Source organism: Methanosarcina sediminis (assembly GCF_052056915.1).
In the GTDB taxonomy this organism is placed as follows: Archaea; Halobacteriota; Methanosarcinia; order Methanosarcinales; family Methanosarcinaceae; genus MTP4.
Genome location: NZ_CP195119.1, coordinates 1,900,261 through 1,920,085 on the forward strand (window position 1 = coordinate 1,900,261; position 19,825 = coordinate 1,920,085).

The following is a 19,825-nucleotide window of genomic DNA, read 5'->3' on the forward strand; positions in this document are numbered from 1 at the left end:
TTACCATCACCAGGTTTTCACTCCGGGCCACCTTTACCAGGTCGCCATTTCAGAGCACCGTATATCAGGTAACCATGCGTTTGGTTTCGTATTTGAAGAATGGTAGCGATTGATAAACTGGAAAAGGGAAAAAGACCTTTCAAAAAATTTGCCTAAATATTACTTGATTGTTTCCGGGGTACTCAACGGCAAGCTATCTATTTCAAGCTTTGGGTGCTAATATTATCCGGAACAATGCTGCTGAGAAAGTTAAAAAAGAGCCCTGTAAACCCGCAAACATTTACAAATGTCCAGGGCCAGAACCCTGAAAAAACCCGTATTCAAGCAAGAGTCTAGCAAGGTTCAAGCAAGATTTGAGGAAGAAAGAATGCCCGCAAAAATCCCGATTACCGACAACCACATGCACATCGACCCGAGAGCCAGGGGGCTTGCCGCCGTAAAAGACTTCCAGAACGCAGGGGGAACCCACATTATCCTGGTGACCAAGCCTACCTGGACCCTGGGGATCACTGTAAAAAAGCCCGAAGATTACCTGCCCGTCTTTGATGAGACAGTGGAAATCGCCGCAAAAATCCGGGAGATGGGAGTTGGGGCATTTCCCGTGCTTGGGGTACACCCTGCAGAGATTTCAAAACTCACGGAGTACATGGAACTAGGAGAGGCTGCCGAGACCATGAAAAAAGGCCTTGAGCTTGCGGCAGGCTACGTGGAAAAAGGCCTTGCGGTGGGAATTAAATCAGGGCGCCCGCACTACCCCGTCCCCGAAGAGGTCTGGGAAGCCTCAAACGAGATCATGGAACACGCCTTTTCCCTTGGAAGAGACCAGGACTGTGCAGTCCAGCTCCACACCGAAAGCGTCGAAGAGCCGGAACTCACCGATATTGCGGAGAGGGCAAGGAAAACCGGGATCAAAATGTACAGGGTGGTCAAGCACTATGCCCCACCTCTCGTTAACGTCTGCGAGAAACTGGGAGTCTTTCCCGGGGTGATCTGTTCCAAAGGAGCGGTTGAAAAAGCCCTTGAAGAAGGCACCCGTTTCATGATGGAAACAGACTATATCGACGACCCTGAAAGGCCCGGCGCGGTACTTGGCCCGAAAACAATCCCCCGCAGAACATTAAAACTGGTAGAAGAGCACGGGGAAGAACCTTTCTGGACCATCCACAAAGAAAATCCTGAAAAAGTATACGATATTGAGATCGAACTGTAAAAGGAAGGCAAAAAGCAGACAGGAAACTGTACAGACCGGGACACCCAATTGAAGAGAAAAACCAGAAAAAATAGAGAGGGGAAAGTAGAGGAGAAAAGGGGATAAGAAAAGGGGATAAAAAAGGGAGTAAAAAAATAAAGGGGAATGGGAAAAAGGAGAGAGAAAGAACTCTCTGACCTACATTCAGGTCCGGATTTCTGATGTATCAGAATTGAAAGCCGATACCCCGGAATTCACCTTTATATTAATTTATCTATCTTAATACCCTATCTTAATACCTTATCTTAATTACCCAACTTTACTACCTGACCTTTACTACCAGATTTTAATTACCTGACCTTTACTACCAGATATTAATTACCTGATCTTTACTACCTAATTACCTGATCTTTACTACCAGATTTTAATTACCTGATCTTTACTACCAGATTTTAATTACCTGATCTTTACTACCAGATTTTAATTACCGTAGCCTAATTACCATATCTCGGCGGAGAATTACTTCCTCTTGATCGTAACGATATCCCCGAGGGTGGTATCCGTCTTAAAGTGGGAGACCTCCTGATCAGAACCGGAAACCCTCTCCGTTAGCTTGATGTTGAGGGTATGCTCAAGTTTCTTGCGCACGGAGTCTTCAGGTACGATCTCTTTTCTTTCTATTTTCTTAATTAGGGAGGATTTTTCTTTTATTTTGGCAGCCAGCTCTTCCTGGGACCAGCCATGCGCTTCCCGGGCTTCCCGGAGGACATGTTCATAATTTTCTACGAGTTCATCCTGCAGAATGTCAAAGTAATTCCTTTGAGGCCTCTTTGTGACCCGTGGTGCCGTTCGAGCCACCGGAGAGACTTTCCTGGAAACAGGTGCCCTCTTATTGACAGGCTGCCCGTATGGAGCACATTTAGGGCATACCTGAAGTTCACTATTGTCTATGGTAACGCTTATCGGCTTTTCACGGATCTCTGCACCACATATTTCGCACTGCATATTGATCACTTCGAAAACGCTATATACGGTACGAACTTAAATATTATTCGGAGCTCCATGACGGAAAGTACCAAAAGTAAGGATGAAAACATGCGCAGTCACGTTGTGAAGTCCGGACCTGTGTATGACGGAATCGAGACTGGCGGGATGGAAGAGTCATCAGAGAACCTTCAGGACCGCATGCGACAGCTTGAAAGCCGCAACACCTATCTGGAAGAGCAGTGTAGCCAGATCGAATCAGAAAAGCGCTATCTGGAAAATCAGAAGATCAAATATGAAAGGGAAATCCGGAAGCTGCAGTCTGAACTGGATCGCATGAAGACCTCTCCTCTGATCATTGGTACGGTTATCGATGTGATCAAAAACGATCGGATCATTGTGAGGAGCAGCAACGGACCCCAGTTTCTGGTAAACGTGTCCCAGTACATTGACGAGAAAAAACTGGCCCCGGGAGCAAAAGTAGCCCTGAACCAGCATACCCTTGCCATTGCTGAGGTGATTCCCTCTACGGAAGAGCCTTTTGTAGCTGCGATGGAAGTCCTCGAAACAGTGGAAGTGGACTACGGCCAGATCGGTGGGCTAGAGGAGCAGATTCAGGAACTTCAAGAAGCAGTGGAACTGCCGCTTATCGACCCGGAACGCTTTTCCCGCATAGGGATAGAACCTCCCAAGGGAGTGCTTCTTTTCGGCCTCCCGGGAACAGGTAAGACCCTGCTCGCAAAAGCCGTGGCTCACAGGACAAAAGCAACCTTCATCAGGGTAGTCGGCTCGGAACTTGTGCAAAAGTACATAGGGGACGGTTCCAAGCTTGTCCGGGAAATCTTCGAAATGGCCCGGAAAAAAGCCCCGAGTATTATATTTATTGACGAACTGGACTCGATTGCAGCCAGGCGTCTGAACGAAACTACCGGCGCAGACCGGGAAGTCCAGAGGACGCTCATGCAGCTCCTTGCGGAAATGGACGGCTTTGACAAGCGGAAGAACGTTCGGATCATTGCAGCAACTAATCGCCCGGACGTCCTTGACCCGGCAATTCTCAGGCCAGGGCGCTTTGACAGGTTGGTGAACGTTCCGATGCCCGGACCCGAAGCCAGAGAAAAGATCCTCCAGATCCACAGTGAAAACATGACCCTTACCGGAGGCATCAATTTCAAGAAGCTCGCAAAACTCACCGAGGGCATGAGCGGAGCGGACCTGAAGGCAATTGCCACGGAAGCGGGGATGCTTGCAGTCCGGAAGGACGGGCAGGCAGTGGAGATGGAAGACTTTCTGGAAGCGGTAGATAAGGTCTCAATGGCCGCAAGTACGCAGAAAATGAACCAGATCGAGCTGGCTGAAACAATGTTCGTCTGAAACCAGGGGGAAGAAAGCCCCCAGGGGTATTTTTTAAATTCAGGGCCTGATGGATATCGACGACAGTATGTCCTCTAAAAAAAGCAGTTTCCGGAAAAAATATCCTGAAAAAAATCCTGAAAAACGGATCTTGAAAAATATTCTGGGGAAACTATTTTGGAAAACGAACATAAAAAACTGTTTCTGAAAAACTGTTTCTGAAAAACTGTTTCTGTAAAACTATTCCTGTAAAACTGCTTTTGAAAACCGGTAAACTATTTTTGCAATTTCAACGTAAAGAAAAGCGTGGAATCGGATTTTCATGTCAAGCCCGAGATCCGGGTTCTCGGGATAGATGACTCGGCTCTAATTAATGAAAAAATAATGATAGTCGGGACTGTTTTCAGGGGAGGGGACTGGATGGACGGGGTCCTGCGTTCGGAAATCACCCGGGACGGGCTTGATGCAACCGAGGTAATCAGCCGGATGGCAAAGGAAAGCAAGCACTACGGGCAGCTCAGGGTAATCATGCTGGACGGGGTCACATACGGAGGCTTCAACGTCGTTGACATTGTGAAGCTTCACGAAGAAACAGGACTTCCCGTAATAGTGGTCATGCGCTCGTACCCGGACTTTGAAAAAATAAAAGCCGCACTTAAGCACTTCCCTGACGGGGAAGAACGCTGGAATATAATAGAGAAAGCCGGGAAGATAGAAAAGGTCGTCACGAGAAACCGGGAAAATCCCGTGTATATCCAGAAAAAAGGAATCGGGCTCAAAAGCGCGGAGAAAATAGTCAGGCTCACAGCAATAAGAAGCAATATCCCGGAACCCCTGCGAGTAGCCCATCTGATTGCCACGGGAATTATTTTAGGGGAATCAAGGGGAAAAGCATAACACGCAGGGCAAAAACCCGAAGGGTGCAACCTTGCAAAAAAACCTTACAGGGCTCACAAAGCCGGGCCTGAGATTATAGAAACCAGGTATGAAACACTAGAAGCCAGACCCTGGACATTAGAAGCCGTAACAGGTTAAGAAGGGTTCATAAAAAAGAAAAGAAAGAAAAAATCCGGGGCAAAAGGGAAAAATAAAAATAGAAGGGCGTCTTCAAAAAATATAAAATCTAAAAAAATATACAGCTTGCCGAAAAAAATAAGAAAAGACCCAGGAGAGAGTAGGGGGAAAAAAGACATCATAAGACGGGCAAGAGGCAAGAAAAAAACAATTTAGAGAGAGAAATCCGAAAACATTGACAAAATTTTTAAACAATGAACATCTAAACCAGAAACCCGGAAAAGGAAAACTCTTAAATTGGAAACTGTATATGTGATGTTTAAAAATAATTTTATCCTTCAATACCATTCACTAAGCGATTACCCTACAGGTCGGAGGAAAACAGTAGCATGAGATCCATTGTGGAAGAAGCCCTTGCTCGATCTGCCCAGGAAGGACGTGGCGGGCAGGGAGAGTATTTAAACCCTGATAACTCGAACGGAAACGACGAAATCAACGCCGAACTCGAAGAGATCCTGAAAAGCCTTCAAACAACCATCAAGGTCGTTGGCTGCGGAGGCGGCGGTTCGAACAGCATCCAGCGCATGCTGGGGGAAGGAATCCAGGGAGCGGAAATGGTTGCCCTGAACACTGATGCCCAACACCTCCTCCATGTACACGCTAACAAAAAGATCCTTATAGGGAAAAAGAAGACCCGCGGACTTGGAGCGGGCAGTCTCCCCCAGATAGGAGAAGATGCTGCAATCGAGAGCATCGATGAGATCAACAGAATTGTCGAAGGCGCTGACATGGTCTTCATAACGGCAGGTATGGGAGGAGGAACCGGAACTGGGTCCGCCCCGGTCGTTGCCGAAGCTGCCAGGGACGCAGGCGCCCTTACAATCGCAGTAGTCACCCTCCCCTTCAGTGTGGAAGGGCACATCCGCCGAACCAATGCAGAAGCAGGGCTCGAACGCCTTAGGGACGTTGCCGACACCGTGATCGTGGTCCCCAATGACAAACTGATAGAAGTTGTCCCGAGACTTCCGCTTCAGGCGGCTTTCAAGGTATCGGACGAAATCCTGATGAGGGCTGTAAAAGGTATCACTGAGCTTATCACAAAGCCGGGGCTTGTCAACCTTGACTTTGCGGATATCAGGACTGTCATGCAGAACGGAGGCGTTGCTATGATAGGGCTCGGGGAATCCGATGGCGAGAACAAGGCAGTCGAATCCGTGCAAAAAGCTCTCAGAAGCCCGCTTCTTGACGTTGACATTTCAGGTGCGACCTCTGCCCTCGTGAATGTGGTCGGAGGCCCCGACATGACCATAGCCGAAGCAGAGAACGTGGTCCAGGAAGTTTACAACCGGATCGACACCAATGCCCGCCTGATCTGGGGTGCCCAGGTCGACCCCGAACTTGAACAGACCGTGCGCACAATGATCGTGGTCACCGGAGTTACCTCCGCCCAGATTTACGGGCACGGAAACGACAAAAACGTCACCCTCAAATACGGGATTGACTTCGTAGAGTGATAGGGTATAAAAAGCAGAAGATCAGGGATAAAAAAGGCCGATTGGATAGACGTACTGTTTTCCTCTCCTTAAGGGAAAAAATAAAGGGTAAAAATCCAATCGAAAACTATTTTTATGGTAAATAACGTATGATGCCGATACGACTCGGCATCAAAAAAACATTTCAGGATACTGATGCGGATACTGATACAGATGCTGATGCGGTTTCGAATTTAAAGTAGACGGAAGGTCCGAAAATCGAAACCATCTGATGTTTTAAGGCCTGAATCAGTGATATCTTAAAATAAGAGGAATTAGTAATATTACCCGCTCGGTCCATCCCGAACAGAGCCCGGACATCCTTGCGTACAGGGCAAACATATCCTGTCATGGGGCGTAAGGGGAAGAGCCGGAAGCGTATTTATATAACAATTCCGATTATCAAAGAGTAGTACAGAAAACCTGGATGTGAATCGTTTGGCAGAATCCATGTTTGAACAGAAAATAAGTACAGAACGCATCGGTCAGGTAATCCGGGCACACCTGAGGGTCCTGAAACTTACAAAAAAACCGTCCAGGGAAGAGTTCTTGACCATTGCTAAAGTTGCAGGTGCCGGGATCCTGGCTGTGGGTGCAATAGGCTTTATTATCTATGTACTGTTAACAATGTTGCCCCAGTGGGTGGCTCAATGAGTGAGGAGTCCCAGATATTCGTAATCAAGACCACGGCAAACCAGGAAAGATCGGTAGCTACAGCCCTTGCGAGAGTTGTAAAGAAAGAAAGGTCCGACATAAGGGCAATCCTGGCTCCGGATGAGCTGAAGGGATATGTCCTTGTAGAGGCCCCGAAATCCGGGATAGTGGAACTGGCAATCCAGACCATCCCCCATGCAAGAGCTCTTGTCAGGGGAAGTTCCACGATTGCCGAAATCGAGCACTTCCTGAAACCGAAGCCAGTGGTTACCGGCATCAAAGAAGGGGCCATAATAGAAGTAACCTCAGGACCCTTTAAAGGTGAGAAAGCCCGGGTCAAGCGGGTTGACGAAGGGCATGAAGAAATTACGGTGGAACTCTTTGACGCAGTGGTCCCGATCCCCATTACAATCCGTGGGGATACCGTGAGGGTACTGAAAAAAGAGTTTGAAAATTAAGGAAAAAGGACACAGGGCACTATCGAAAGTTAAAAGCCCAAAATATTCCGCTTATTAATTACTCACCAGTACTCAATAACCAGTACTTGATAACCAGTACTTAATAACCAGTACTTGATAACCAGTACTTGATAACCAGTACTTGATAATCAGTACTTGATAACCAGTACTTAATAACCAGTACTTGATAATCAGTATTTGATAATCAGTACTTAATAATCAGTACTTGATAATCAGTACTTGATAATCAGTACTTGATAACCAGTACTTAATAACCAGTACTTGATAATCAGTATTTGATAATCAGTACTTAATAATCAGTACTTGATAATCAGTACTCAATAGGAAATAAAGGTAAATTCAAGCAAAATTATAATTATACTTATCAAAACCGGTGATACTCAGATGACAAGTATTGTTGAAGCACTTGTCCCGGGTGGAAAAGCAAACCCAGGACCCCCCTTAGGTCCGGCACTTGGTCCCCTCGGGGTCAACATAAAAGAAGTAGTCGACAAGATCAACGAGAAAACCAGGGATTACAACGGGATGCAGGTCCCTGTAAAGGTAATCGTTGATGACAAGAAAAACGTTGAGATCGAAGTTGGTACCCCTCCGACCTCGGCCCTGGTAATGCAGGAAGCCGGGATCAAGAAAGGATCGGGGACTGCGGGAAGCGAAGTTGTTGGCAACTTGAGCATCCAGCAGGTTGCGAAGATTGCCCGCATGAAAAAGGAAGATATCCTTTCCTACGACCTCAAAGCTGCAATGAAAGAGGTTATGGGCACCTGTGTTCCAATGGGCGTAACCATTGAAGAGACGGAAGCCAGGGAATGCCAGAAGGCACTCGACGAAGGCAAGTTCGATGACGTACTTGCTGGCGAAGAGTGGTAAAACCTTCAACCCTTCCTTTTTATCCGGGACACCCAATCCACACCAATAGTTTTAAATGGGATACCACTAATAGCTCAGAAGCTTTGACCAGCACCCCCCGGGGCAGTGTGAAAGCTAGAGAGCTATAAGTGGCTTACTGTTATGTGAATTATATAAATGATACAAATTATATGAATTATATAAATTAACAGTAAGAGGGCCCGAAATCCCGGGCAGCCAACTATCGACAAACCGTAGTAAGCCGTAGCGGCTGATGGACAACTAAGTTCAACACTACGGAGAGGAGCAAGATGGTAGAAGATCATATACTGGAAGCCGTCAAGAAAGTACTTGAGGAGTCGCCGAAGCGCAATTTTTCGGAAAGCGTGGACGTAGCGATTAACTTAAGGAACCTTGACATGAACCAACCAAAGAATAGAGTCGACGAAGAGATTATTCTTCCGCACGGGCTCGGAAAAGACCTTAAGATAGGCGTTTTTGCAAAAGGTGACGTGGGACTCAGGGCAAAGGATGCCGGTGCCGCGTACGTTATTTCTGATATTGAGCTTGAGGAACTTGTCGGCGACAAGTCAAAGGCAAGGTCTCTTGCAAACGAATGTGACCTTTTTATCGCAGAAACCCAGTTCATGCCGATAATCGGTAAGAACCTTGGTGTCGTACTTGGACCCAGGGGAAAGATGCCGATCCCACTCCTGCCAAACAAGGATATAGGGGAACTGATCCAGAGCAAGCAAAATGCAGTAAAGCTCAGGTCAAAGGACAAGCTCACTTTCCACGTGGCTGTCGGCAGGAGAAACATGGACTCGGAAGCCCTGGCAGAGAATGTCGAGACTATTGTGACCAGACTGGAGCGTGCCCTTGAAAAGGGTAAGCACAACATGAGATCGGTCTATGTCACGACAACGATGGGCAAATCTGAGAGGGTGGTGTAAATGGCTGAGGAGAAGCATCATACCGAACATATCCCGCAGTGGAAAAAGGATGAAATAGAGAACATAAAAGAACTCATCCAGTCCCACAGCATTTTCGGAATGGTGGGGATTGAAGGTATCTTTGCAGCCCAGATCCAGAAGATGCGTAGAGACCTGAAGGACGTTGCAGTGCTTAAGGTTTCCAGAAACACCCTCATCGAGCGGGCTTTAAGCGAACTCGGGGAAAATATACCCGAGATGAAAAATCACATCGACAGCCAGACCGCCCTGGTTTTCACGAACGAAAGCCCCTTCAAGCTTTACAAACTGCTCGAAAGTACCAAGACCCCGTCTCCGATAAAAGGAGGCGCAATCGCCCCCAGTGACATTGTTGTCCAGAAGGGCCCGACCAGTTTCCCCCCTGGCCCGATCCTCGGTGAATTCCAGAGTGCCGGGATCCCCGCAGCAATCGAAGCGGGAAAGGTTGCCATTAAGGAAAAGAAAGTGGTCTGTAAGGAAGGCGAAGCCGTCCCCCAGAAGCTTGCAACAATGCTTGCAAAACTGGAAATCTACCCCCTTATAGTCGGTCTGGACTTAAGGGCGGTTTACGATGCCGGGACTATTTACAAGCCGGACCTCCTTGCAATTGATGAAAGCAAGTACTTTGCCGACATCACAAGGGCAGCTCAGAACGCATTCAACCTCTCTGTCAACACGGCATTCCCGACCGGCGCAACCGTCAGCACCCTGCTTGCGAAAGCCTTTGCAGAAGCAAAGAACCTGGGTGTCAATGCTGTTATCCTTGAACCGGGAGTCATGGACGCCCTGCTTGGCAAGGCACATGCCCAGATGACCTCTGTAGCATCCAAAGCCGCAGACAAGGACGCAAACGCAGTGGACGATGAACTGAGGGAAACTCTCGGAGCCGCCGCAAGCGCAGCCGCTGTGGCCGCCGCAAGCGCCCCGGTTGAGGAAGCTACTGAGACTGAAGAGGAAGAAGCAGAAGAGGAAGAGGACGACAGTTCCGAAGAAGACGGAATGGCAGGCCTCGGAGCCCTTTTCGGATGAACAAATTTGAAATTCACAATTTACGCTAATACAAATCTAGGTGATCAATGATGGAATACATATACGCAGCACTCTTATTGCACAACGCAGGTAAGGAAGTTACTGAAGACGCAATCGTTGCCGTCCTTGCGGCAGCAGGTATCGAAGTGAACGAAGCCAGAGCAAAGGCCCTTGTCGCAGCCCTTGAAGGCGTGGACATCGAAGAAGCAATTGCACAGGCAGCATTCGCAGCACCCGCAGCAGCAGCAGCACCCGCAGCAGCAGCACCCGCAGCAGCAGAAGAAGCTCCTGCAGAAGAAGAGGAAGAAGAGGAAGACGACTCCTCCGAAGAAGACGGAATGGCCGGTCTCGGCGCTCTCTTTGGCTAAATTCGATACAAGGTGCTCGCCTCAGGGCGAGCACACTTTTTTTTGGTTATATATACATTGTAATAATTTTTATACATTGGGATCGTTTCTAAACCCATCAGGCTTTCTTTCAGTACAAAGTGATAAAGTTGGAAAGCAGTTAGTAGTTACAGGCTCCTCAGCAAGCGAAAGCCAATGCAGTGGACGCGGGTGTAGGGGGCAAACCTGAAGCGGAATGCTGAATGGCAGACCGTGGGTGCGGCATTCCAGCTACCGCTCCGGATAACACGGCGGGAGCTATTTCCCCCTTCCCAGGCACTACCATCAGAAGGAGCACCATCATAATTATCATACCATTCGTCCTGACACCATTCCAACACATTCCCAGACATACCATAAAGGCCCCAGGAATTAGGCTTCTTCTGACCAACCGGATGAGTCATTTCATCAGAGTTTCTACAATACCAAGCATAATCACCGAGTTTCGATTCGTCACCCCCAAAGAAATATCTGGTTGTGGTACCCGCTCTGCAGGCATATTCCCATTCAGCTTCTGAAGGTAAACGATATTTATCTGTCCCCTCCATTGCATTGAGCTTATTGATGAACTCCTGAGCATCGTACCAGGAAACATACTCTACGGGAAGATCATCGCCCTTGAAGTGTGAAGGATTATTTCCCATTACAGATTTCCACTGTTCCTGAGATACTTCATATTTACCAAGGTAATATGAATTTTCTATAGTAACCTCATGAACAGGTTTTCCGCTATTAGCTATACCCCCTTCATCTGAAGGTGAGCCCATCATGAATTCCCCTGCAGGGATCTTAACAAATTCTATGCCTATCGAATTTGTATAGTCCGAATCGTCTGCTGATTTTTCGGGTTCGGTACAACCCTGCACCCCACAAAAGAGGAGCATAACTATTACAGCAATGAATACTCTTTTACTTACTCTTTCAAACATACATAACACCATTGAAAAATTCAGGTTTCAGCCCAAGTTAGGACCCGTGGCAAAATAACGTGCGTATATTTACCAATTGGTCCTAATGGTTTTCAGTATCATACGGACCAATCAAAATTTACTATGAATTGCAAATTACGCAGGTTATTTCGCTGCGAGCCCTTAGCAGGCTCAGAACTCAGTCCCGGTGACTTCGCATGCTTCGAAGATCCGGGCCTCCCCAGGATTAGTTTCTACTTCCTGCTTAAAGTAATGAACTAGTAGAGTGGTAAGTGGGTACATTCCTCAAAACGCGGAAACCGAGGAGGCTGGAGCGGGTATTTGTAGTGAATATCCAGAATGCCATACTGCTCTTTTTCTTCTGGCTGTTCTTTTTTCGGTTAAATTCCGAAAAGATCGTAAAACATCTGCTGGCATGCCTCCTTACCGGAACCGGGTTGGTGGCAGGTATCACGGAGGTATACGTGTTCTGATACTGCTCTTCTCCTTACTCCTGTAGAATATGTTTTTATTTCTTTTTTATTTTTTGTTTATTGTGCGACTTTCAATCTTCAAAACCGTATTTACCTATTTATAGAATAAAATAGAGAGTATGGGGGTGTCAAGATGACAAAACAAAAGATACACTTGACGAACTAATGGAGAATATCCAGAAAACCGTCTTAGCCATCTGGAACTCTTAAAATCAAAAAAGGAATCTTTGCCTCCCATTAAGTTCCAGGTAATTCAGGAAACTGAAATCGAGGTTTAATTTCCAACTTATTTGAATTTTCTTTTAGCAAAAAAATGATCTCCCATGTCCCGATTCGACCCCCTCCTCGCAGCAAGAGCCCTCTGGCAGATAAGAGTGAAAAAACGCCCCTTCGTCATCTCCCACGGCGTAAACGCCCGCTGTAACATGCGCTGCAGTTTCTGCGAATACTGGAAGGAAACGGGAGAAGACCCGGGCCGTGAAGAGGTCTTCAAACTGCTCGAGAACGCAAAAGCCTTCGGGATAGGAGTCTACAACGCCTGGACAACCGAACCTCTCCTCCGAAAAGACCTCCCCGAGATCATGGCTCACGCCAAAAAGCTCGGCATGATCACCTCCATGGTCACAAACGGCAAACTCCTCTACAAGCGGGCGCACGAATTGAAGGACGTGGATTTCCTCTCCGTCTCCGTAGACGGCACAAAAAGCTACAAAGAAATCCGGAACATGGACTTCGAAGACCTGATGAAGGGATTAAAAAAAGCCATAGAAGTCAGGAAGCAGCAAAACAAGGAAAACCCCATCCTGATGAACTGCGTGCTCAGCAACAAAAACCTCGACGACATCGAAGACCTCATTTTGCTTGCAAAAGACCTGGGCACAAAAATCTCCTTCGAACCCGTCCACGAATTCCCCAAAATCGAAGACGGAACCTGGGACGAGTTCGGAATCCGCGACAAAGAAAAATTCCGCAAAGTCGTGGACAGAATAATCGAACTGAAAAAACAGGGCTACCCCATCATCAACTCCAAAACCTACCTCCGCATGGTCAGGGACGGAAACATGGACTACACCTGCCGGGCAAGCAGCGTAATCATCAATGTCACCCACGACGGCACGGCGGAAACCTGCCGGGTGCAGCACGAGCCTCTCGGGAATGTGATGAGGGACGGGTTTGAAAAGGTCTGGAAAGAGTCGGCAGGCCGGCGGGAAGAACTTGTGAGAAACTGTGAAGGGTGCCTCTTTTTCGGGTATGCGGAAAATAGTTTGATGCAGGGGTTTAAGCCGGAAGTTTTGATGTGCTATGAGTGGATGTGAGGGGCGATGTTGTAACACCCGAGTTGCGCTTCCCGAGTTGCGCTTCGGGAGCACGCGTCCTTTTCGCTCGCTGCGCTCCCTCAAGAGGACTAGAAACCTCCACTTGAATAAGTGTTATTTCAAGCGGACTGAAAACCGGTATGGGGATATGTTCAAGAAATGAAAAACAGGGCTACCGGAATACCATATCAAATGTGTCTTGTCCCGCTTGCCTGCAAACGGCTTTTTCCGGAACGAAACACAAAATTTCACCCCAGACCCTCATACCACTGCTAGGTAATGAAAATTTAATTTGCTCATTCCGGCCCCTGTCCGAGAATATTCCTTTTAATCCAGAGCCTGAACACGTTATCAGTTATTTCGTACAGGCCTTCTTTTGGTTTGCTGACCGTCATTGTGCTGTAGAGGTCCCGCATTGAGGTTGTGAGGGAGGAGGCAGGGGTGCCCATGTCCTTGGCGATCTGGCTCAGGCGCCTTTGCTTTTTGGTTGAGAGGTATTTAAGGACCTTTTTTTGCTGTTCGCTGAATTTTTCCATGTAGCGGGCTTCGTATTCGCTGTCGAATTCGTCGAGCATGGCGGAAAAAGCCCGGTCCACGTCTTCGGAGCTTATCTGATTCTTTTCTTCGAGGAAGGCGTCCTGATAGAGCAGGAAACCGAGTTTCTGGAAGTAAAAGGGGAAACCTCCGGTCAGCTCTTGGATTTTTTCAAGAGCCTGTTCCGAGATTTCGATCTGTCTTGTTGCAAGCCGGCTCCGGATGTATTTTTTAACATCTGCTTCCTTTATCGGTTTGAGTTCGGTCCTGGCGGCCATGAGATAGAGAGGGGAATCAGACTTTAAGAAAATCTCATGCAAAAGGGATATGGAAGAACCAGAAAAAATATACCTGACCTCCGGATGCCTGTCCATCCGGCTTTTCAGCGTATTAAAGATGCTGCCGTTGAACCTACTGAGTTCCTGGAACTCGTCAAAAGCTATCAATACAGGCTCTTTTTTTTCGTGAGAGAAGCTTTCAATAAACTCAAAAGTTTCCGCGATCAGGTCCTCTCTTTCCAGTTCATTGTCCCGGAACTTGAGGTAAACCTTTCCCACATGTTCGATGCTGCCCCCGATTTCTGAGAGGGTACCGTAAGCTGCCGTAATTTTATCCCTGAAAATTCCGGAAAACTTCCGGGCAATACCCCGGACCCTGTGTTTTTCTTCATAGGCTTCAACAAGGGCCTGAGTCGTTACCCTGAAAAAATCGGCAAGACCGGTCATTTCCCGGCAGTTGACCGGGACAAAGAGGACCTCATTTTCCACTGCAACTTTGAGGTTTCCGAGCAGGGAAGTTTTTCCAATTCTGCGCGGACCTATGATCACATTATTCTGGGCCTGTTCCAGAATGTCCATTGTTAACTTTTTAATCTCCCGCTTCCTCCCAATAAAGTAAGGAGGCTCCACTTCCCCTCCAACCACGAACACCTTTTCTGCCATAGAATGTAGTTAAATTTGACGATATTTAAATTTAACTAATAATTTAGTAGTTAATTTTGACTAAATGACATGCGCCCACCTTGTTAGAAAATATCAAAAATAAGACCGACAGGAATACGGCAATCCGGTTGAATCGGTTTTTGATATCCCTATTCTAAAAACCCGACCTCGAATTCCGATATGTCCGGTAAAAAAAGGTTGCTTCACCTTTTCACACCACTTTTATTTCCACGGGATCCCCGCCTCCAATCCCGAAATAACGCGCAGCGCTCCCCTGGTTAACCGCAAGTTCGAGAAAGCCGTGGCTGCCTATGAGGGCAAGCGCTTCTCCTTTTCCTGCCATGCCATAGGTCTGCACGAAAGGTACCTGCCTGCCATTTACTTCAAACAGGGAGCCGTAATCACATAGTTCCAGGATCAGGTCTTCAGGGACGTTTGTGACAACATTTCCAAAGCTGTCGGAAAAAAGTACTTCCCCGAAAACAAAACGGCCGTCGATTCCGAAGTTCCCGAAGTCAAGGTCCACAAAATCCCCGGTCTTTGGTCCGACCTCCCCTACGGAGACACCCATGGAAAGACGAGCTCCGACCGGTGCGAAGATGTCCCGGCCGTGGAAGGTTGCGGAGACTCCGGAATGGAGGATCAGGTCCAGGTTCGTGATCTCATACACTTCCATTCCCCCCAGGCGGCGGGCTGCAGGGATCAGGAGGCCGTTGTCAGGGCCCACAAAGAACTGTTCATTCCCTGCGGAACCGGCTTTCACGGCAAGAGCCCGGCGGGCAGTCCCGACCCCGGGGTCGACTACGCCCACATGCACGGTTTTTGCCGGGAAGTAGGGTACAAGGGAATAGAGGGCAAAAGCCCCTTCCCGAATTCCGGCCTGAGAAATACGGTGAGTTATGTCAACGATCTGAGCCCCGGGATTGATCCCCAGGATAACGGCTTTCATGGCTGCAGGGTAAAGGTCCCCAAAATCAGTGGTAAGTGTGATGATAGGCATATTGCTCCCCATTTTAATTCAGCCTTTAAACTATAAAGCCTATTTCAGCCGGACACAACGGCGGAAATCCAGGGTGCCGTAATTTCACGGAAATTTATCAGGAAGTCCTTTCCTCACCTGGACCTGAGAGCACACGGCCCCGTGGCACATTTTCCGCAGGCCATATCCTGCAGTTCGGGAAATGCCAGGGCATTTTTCTCGAGATACCTGAGACATTTTTCCCTATCAAGCCCTGTGACTTTAAGGGCTCCAGCAGGACACCTGTCCACGCAGATAAGGCACCTCTCCCCTTTCTTATACCGGCAGAACTCTTCGGTGGGCCGGGGAGTGGGAGGGACCTCAGCAGAGATCAGGAGAGTCCCGAATCTGCCCGCACATCCGGCTTTTGTAATCAGCATGTGATGGACGCCAAAAGTACCCAGGCCCGCAGCGTAAGCGGCGCTCTTATGGGACCAGGCAACGTCAAAATCGGATTTAGCGTAATCAAAAGCAGCAGTTGGGACCACGGCATTTATTCCCTCTCCAGCCAGTTCGGCAGTGAGTTTTTCATTGATTTTTTTGATCAGGCTTTCAGTTTCACTCTTTGCCCGAATCCACTCCTTTACCGGGCCGGGGGACTTCCAGTTCAGGTCCACCAGCTTCTCTTCAAAAGGCAGGAAAAAAGATACCACGGTTTTTGCCCCGGGAAAGACCTCCTTCGGGTGCATGTGGTGCTGGCCTATGGTATCCTTCATTTCATCGAATATCGGGTCCTCGGCGGAGGCAAAGCCAACCAGGGGCTCTCTGTAGCGGGTTTCCGTTCCGGGATTTGAAGCTACGTTTTTGATTATTTTTTCGATCCTCTTTATCAGGTCCGTGTTATGTAGGTCCGTGCTAGTCGGGTCCTTGTTCTTTTTTAAGTGCATGCTTTGTTCTCCAGGCAGCAGATTTGTACAGGTATTCCCACTTATTACACCCAAATTATTAGCTCTTCTAACTATTCTTCCTTACTTATTTTTCTTCCAGCTTTAATAAAAATGCTTTTACATCCAACCCGCTAGCATAGCCGGTAAGTTTCCCGTTTGCCCCGATTACCCTGTGGCAGGGCACGATTATCGAAATAGGGTTCCTGTTATTTGCAAGCCCCACAGCCCTGGAAGCCTTCGGCTTTCCAATGATTTTTGCAACCTCCCCGTAAGTTCGGGTTTCCCCGTAAGGAATTTCACATAAAGCATTCCAGACGGATTTCTGGAACTCCGTCCCCTCCGGAGCCAGTTTTATGTCAAAAGATTCGAGTTCCCTCGCAAAATAAGCTTTAAGCTGCCCGGAAACGTTCCTGAAAAACTCTTCGTTTTCCACCCAGTCGTCCGGGATTTCGACTTTCTTTTTGCCTTTCCGGATATTTACGAATTTCAGCCCTTCTTCGTCTCCCGCAAGGAGTATGGGGCCGATAGGGGATTCTATTATGTGGTAGTAAATTTTTGTATCCTCCTCTGTACCCTCCTGCCGGTTACAGGTAGTTCTATTGCTTCTGTTAAAAACGTTTATTCATACCCTGACCACCCCGGAAAACAACCGGAAAAATCGTTAAATAGCCAGGAGTTTGGACTCGTGACCGACTATTTTTCTATGCACCTTCTTAATGATAGACCTGCGTTATTCGGTAGATATTATTCAGTAAAACAGGGTAGGGGCTGGCTCTCAACCCTGAACTATGTTCCCATACAACCGGAAATAGCCCTATCATGTCGTTCTTGACCACGGGCGACGAAGGAGCCCGGCCTTTACAAAATAAAAATTTAAAAAGATAAAAAAGAAGAAAAGAAAGGTCAGGTAAAACATTTCCTGAACTCAACATATCTCAAACTAACGAAAAACAATACTTCATTTGCTATTTCCTATGCTTCTTCTTTTCAATATTCGGGAAAAAGCCGGTCGTCTACGACGACCGGTGAGAGCACGGGGAAGTGCAAAAAACCGGAAAAAACCTTTCATGGAACAAAAATAAGTGAAAAGAAAAAAAGATAGAGGGTTTGGAGGACACTTAAATTCCCTCGAAAGCCCCAAAATATTCAATTTATTGAGCCTTCCAATAATTCATAGAGACTTCAAATCGATCAACTTTCAATCAATCGGCCTCCAACCGGTTATTATTCCACCGGAACCTTCCAGAAAGAACCGGAATAGACATTCAGGCTTTCTGCGGCAGACTCAAATTCCGGTCCGTTTCTCTCCCATTCCAGTTCCTCAAGCTGCCTGATCCTCAACTCCACGACGTCCATGGCATCTTCAAAGAGCTGCCTGTTGATTTCGATCCCAAAGTATTTATTCAGTTTTTCTTCGGGAGTCATTGTGCTGCCTGCCGAAAGGTAGGCTATGTAGTTTTCATTGAAAGCTTCCTGATCTTCTTTGTACTGCTTGAAGAGGGAGAGAGTTATTGCTTTCGAGACTGCGTAGTTGAAGGTATAGTAGTTATTTGTCAGGTAGATGTGGTTGATGTAGGTCCACCCTGCAGAATCTTCGGCATAATATTCGATGGAATCGCTCCTGTACTCTTTAGAGAGTCCGGTCCAGAGGGCATTGAGTTCCGCTCCGCTGGCATTCCCGTTTTCAGCGCATAATCTGTGTGCCTTGTATTCGAATTCCATGATCATGGACTGGAAACCAAAGTAGTTCTGGTATTCCCCTAAATGCTGGGAGAGCACTGCAACAGCGGTATCCCGGTCGGAATTTTCAACCACATAATCGACGAAAAGTTCTTCATTGAAAGTTGAAGGGACCTCCATTTCGTAGATAGGACAACTGCAGTAGAGGTAATCTACGGATTCGCCCATGAGGTAGAAATGGATCCCGTGCCCCAGTTCATGGGCAAGGGTCTTCTGGTCTGAGATCAAGCCGTTATAGTTCATGAAGATCAGGGCAGGAGCCTGGAGGGCGCAGAGCTCGTAGCAGTAGCCTCCGGGCTGTTTCCCGTCTTCGGGGGCAGGATACACGTCTACGAAATTGCCAGTCACCATCATTAAAAAGATTTCATTGAAACGGGGATCCATCCTTGCATAGGACTTCTGGATGCCGCCTAGAGTGTCCGCATAAGCATACCCTTCTCCGGACTGGCAGCTTAACTGCAGCGCAAGGTCCCAGGGCTTCAGGGTTTCAAGCCCGAGCTTTGTTTTCCTGAAATCATTATAGCCTTCGAATACGTCCTTTCGCTCCTTGAAGACCATATTCATCTCGTCAACCTGAGCTTCTGTGAGATAAAGGGCATAGAGGCAGGATTCATAAGAGTCCGAGTAATTAAGTTCCCTGGAAGAAAGGTCATCAAGCCGGATTTTTTCGGAATAGAGAGCCGCCATTGAATCCGATTCGTCAATCAGGTGGTAAAACCACAGGTCATAACATGCTTTCCTGTTGCCCCTGTTAGGGTCCGTTGAAAGCAGGGTATAGAAGGACTGGGAGTTGAGTGTATATTCTTCCCCGTTCTCGAGGGTTATGTTTCCTGCCCTTGTGACATTATTCGTAATCTTCGAAAATGCCTCGGTCTGGAGTTTCATGCGCTGGTTTCCGATATCCGCAAGGTATGCCGCCTGGCCCTCATCCTTTGGCCTGTGCTCTGCAAACCTGATGTAACTTGCCTCCAGATAGGGGCGGTACTCTTCAAGCCCGGGTTCCTCGGAAAAGAGCTGCTCCCATTCCCCCGTTGAGAGCGAAGTCAACTTTACAGTGGCAAAAGAGGTGGCTTTCCCATGTTCCGTAGCCAGGTCCTGGGCGTCTGCAAGGAGAGAAGCAAAAAACGGCTCATTCACGTTTTTGCTAAGCCCGGTATATCCGTAAATATACAGGATTTCAAAGGACTTGGAAAACTCCTTTTTGGTTTCAATGTAGTCCAGCAAAGCAGGCCCCGAAAGCTCCTCGAATTCCGGGCGGAAGGTTTCACTTATCTCCACCGATCTTTGTCTCAATTCCTCAAGCTCTTCCTGCGCAGCTTCCCTGCTGCTGAAGAGATATGATTCGTTCCATTCCGTAGTAATTTCATCTGGATTTAACTCTTCAAATTCGTATCCCTCGACCACGCTTTCGGAAGCTTCCTCGCTGTCCCCAGGAGCACTGCACCCTGAAAAAAAAGCAAACAATAAGAGCATTCCGAGAATTGCGAATCCCGCAACTATTTTCTTAGTCATAAAAATGCCGCCTCGATTTGCATGTAAATTTTGCA

18 protein-coding genes are annotated in these 19,825 nt (G+C 47.6%); 11 read left to right on the forward strand and 7 right to left on the reverse strand.

Translation table 11 applies throughout. The features are described from left to right. Positions 1–367 precede the first annotated feature (367 nt). The gene (locus ACSAZK_RS08110; protein ID WP_440956844.1) at positions 368–1,210 is read left to right on the forward strand and encodes a TatD family hydrolase; all 843 of its coding nucleotides are present in this window, start codon (positions 368–370) and stop codon (positions 1,208–1,210) included. Between the two features lie 498 nt (positions 1,211–1,708). Here the strand turns inward: ACSAZK_RS08110 and ACSAZK_RS08115 are convergent, their stop codons facing one another. Beyond that, positions 1,709–2,194, reverse strand: coding sequence for a multiprotein bridging factor aMBF1 (locus tag ACSAZK_RS08115; protein WP_440956845.1), 486 nt, complete (start codon positions 2,192–2,194; stop codon positions 1,709–1,711). Positions 2,195–2,251: 57 nt separating this feature from the next. Between ACSAZK_RS08115 and ACSAZK_RS08120 the strand changes: the two genes are divergently transcribed. From ACSAZK_RS08120 to rpl12p, 9 genes are all read left to right on the forward strand, one after another. Then, entirely contained in the window at positions 2,252–3,547 is a 1,296-nt protein-coding gene (locus ACSAZK_RS08120) for a proteasome-activating nucleotidase (RefSeq protein ID WP_440956846.1), read from the forward strand. Positions 3,548–3,832: 285 nt separating this feature from the next. Beyond that, positions 3,833–4,423: an endonuclease dU gene (locus tag ACSAZK_RS08125; RefSeq protein WP_440956847.1), complete on the forward strand. Its 591-nt coding sequence runs from the start codon at positions 3,833–3,835 to the stop codon at positions 4,421–4,423. 506 nt (positions 4,424–4,929) lie between these two features. Continuing rightward, on the forward strand, positions 4,930–6,054 hold the full coding sequence (ftsZ, locus tag ACSAZK_RS08130) for a cell division protein FtsZ (protein ID WP_440956848.1): 1,125 nt from the start codon (positions 4,930–4,932) through the stop codon (positions 6,052–6,054). Between the two features lie 456 nt (positions 6,055–6,510). Further along, positions 6,511–6,726 (forward strand): protein translocase SEC61 complex subunit gamma, encoded by a 216-nt coding sequence (locus tag ACSAZK_RS08135; protein ID WP_048177406.1) that lies wholly within the window; start codon positions 6,511–6,513, stop codon positions 6,724–6,726. Then, complete coding sequence (locus tag ACSAZK_RS08140; protein ID WP_440956849.1) at positions 6,723–7,184, forward strand: transcription elongation factor Spt5; 462 nt, start codon at positions 6,723–6,725, stop codon at positions 7,182–7,184. The genes ACSAZK_RS08135 and ACSAZK_RS08140 overlap by 4 nt, the downstream gene beginning before the upstream one ends. A gap of 405 nt (positions 7,185–7,589) precedes the next feature. Continuing rightward, on the forward strand, positions 7,590–8,075 hold the full coding sequence (locus ACSAZK_RS08145) for a 50S ribosomal protein L11 (RefSeq protein WP_048177403.1): 486 nt from the start codon (positions 7,590–7,592) through the stop codon (positions 8,073–8,075). 290 nt (positions 8,076–8,365) lie between these two features. Further along, positions 8,366–9,007, forward strand: a complete 642-nt coding sequence (locus tag ACSAZK_RS08150) for a 50S ribosomal protein L1 (RefSeq protein ID WP_440956850.1) — start codon at positions 8,366–8,368, stop codon at positions 9,005–9,007. Continuing rightward, the gene (locus ACSAZK_RS08155; RefSeq protein ID WP_440956851.1) at positions 9,008–10,054 is read left to right on the forward strand and encodes a 50S ribosomal protein L10; all 1,047 of its coding nucleotides are present in this window, start codon (positions 9,008–9,010) and stop codon (positions 10,052–10,054) included. A gap of 50 nt (positions 10,055–10,104) precedes the next feature. Further along, on the forward strand, positions 10,105–10,422 hold the full coding sequence (gene rpl12p / locus ACSAZK_RS08160; RefSeq protein WP_048177397.1) for a 50S ribosomal protein P1: 318 nt from the start codon (positions 10,105–10,107) through the stop codon (positions 10,420–10,422). 146 nt (positions 10,423–10,568) lie between these two features. Here the strand turns inward: rpl12p and ACSAZK_RS08165 are convergent, their stop codons facing one another. Beyond that, positions 10,569–11,369: a formylglycine-generating enzyme family protein gene (locus tag ACSAZK_RS08165; protein WP_440956852.1), complete on the reverse strand. Its 801-nt coding sequence runs from the start codon at positions 11,367–11,369 to the stop codon at positions 10,569–10,571. Positions 11,370–12,165: 796 nt separating this feature from the next. Between ACSAZK_RS08165 and ACSAZK_RS08170 the strand changes: the two genes are divergently transcribed. Further along, positions 12,166–13,158, forward strand: coding sequence for a radical SAM/SPASM domain-containing protein (locus tag ACSAZK_RS08170; RefSeq protein ID WP_440956853.1), 993 nt, complete (start codon positions 12,166–12,168; stop codon positions 13,156–13,158). Positions 13,159–13,454: 296 nt separating this feature from the next. On the opposite strand, the gene ACSAZK_RS08175 is transcribed toward ACSAZK_RS08170, so the two are convergent. The 5 genes from ACSAZK_RS08175 to ACSAZK_RS08195 form a co-directional block, all read right to left on the reverse strand. Next, positions 13,455–14,633: an AAA family ATPase gene (locus ACSAZK_RS08175; RefSeq protein ID WP_440956854.1), complete on the reverse strand. Its 1,179-nt coding sequence runs from the start codon at positions 14,631–14,633 to the stop codon at positions 13,455–13,457. A gap of 211 nt (positions 14,634–14,844) precedes the next feature. Further along, positions 14,845–15,633: an SAM hydrolase/SAM-dependent halogenase family protein gene (locus ACSAZK_RS08180; RefSeq protein ID WP_440956855.1), complete on the reverse strand. Its 789-nt coding sequence runs from the start codon at positions 15,631–15,633 to the stop codon at positions 14,845–14,847. Between the two features lie 113 nt (positions 15,634–15,746). Further along, positions 15,747–16,538 (reverse strand): epoxyqueuosine reductase, encoded by a 792-nt coding sequence (locus tag ACSAZK_RS08185; protein ID WP_440956856.1) that lies wholly within the window; start codon positions 16,536–16,538, stop codon positions 15,747–15,749. Between the two features lie 85 nt (positions 16,539–16,623). Continuing rightward, entirely contained in the window at positions 16,624–17,091 is a 468-nt protein-coding gene (locus ACSAZK_RS08190) for a methylated-DNA--[protein]-cysteine S-methyltransferase (protein ID WP_440956973.1), read from the reverse strand. 671 nt (positions 17,092–17,762) lie between these two features. Beyond that, entirely contained in the window at positions 17,763–19,790 is a 2,028-nt protein-coding gene (locus ACSAZK_RS08195; protein ID WP_440956857.1) for a M3 family oligoendopeptidase, read from the reverse strand. Between the last annotated feature and the right edge of the window lie 35 nt (positions 19,791–19,825).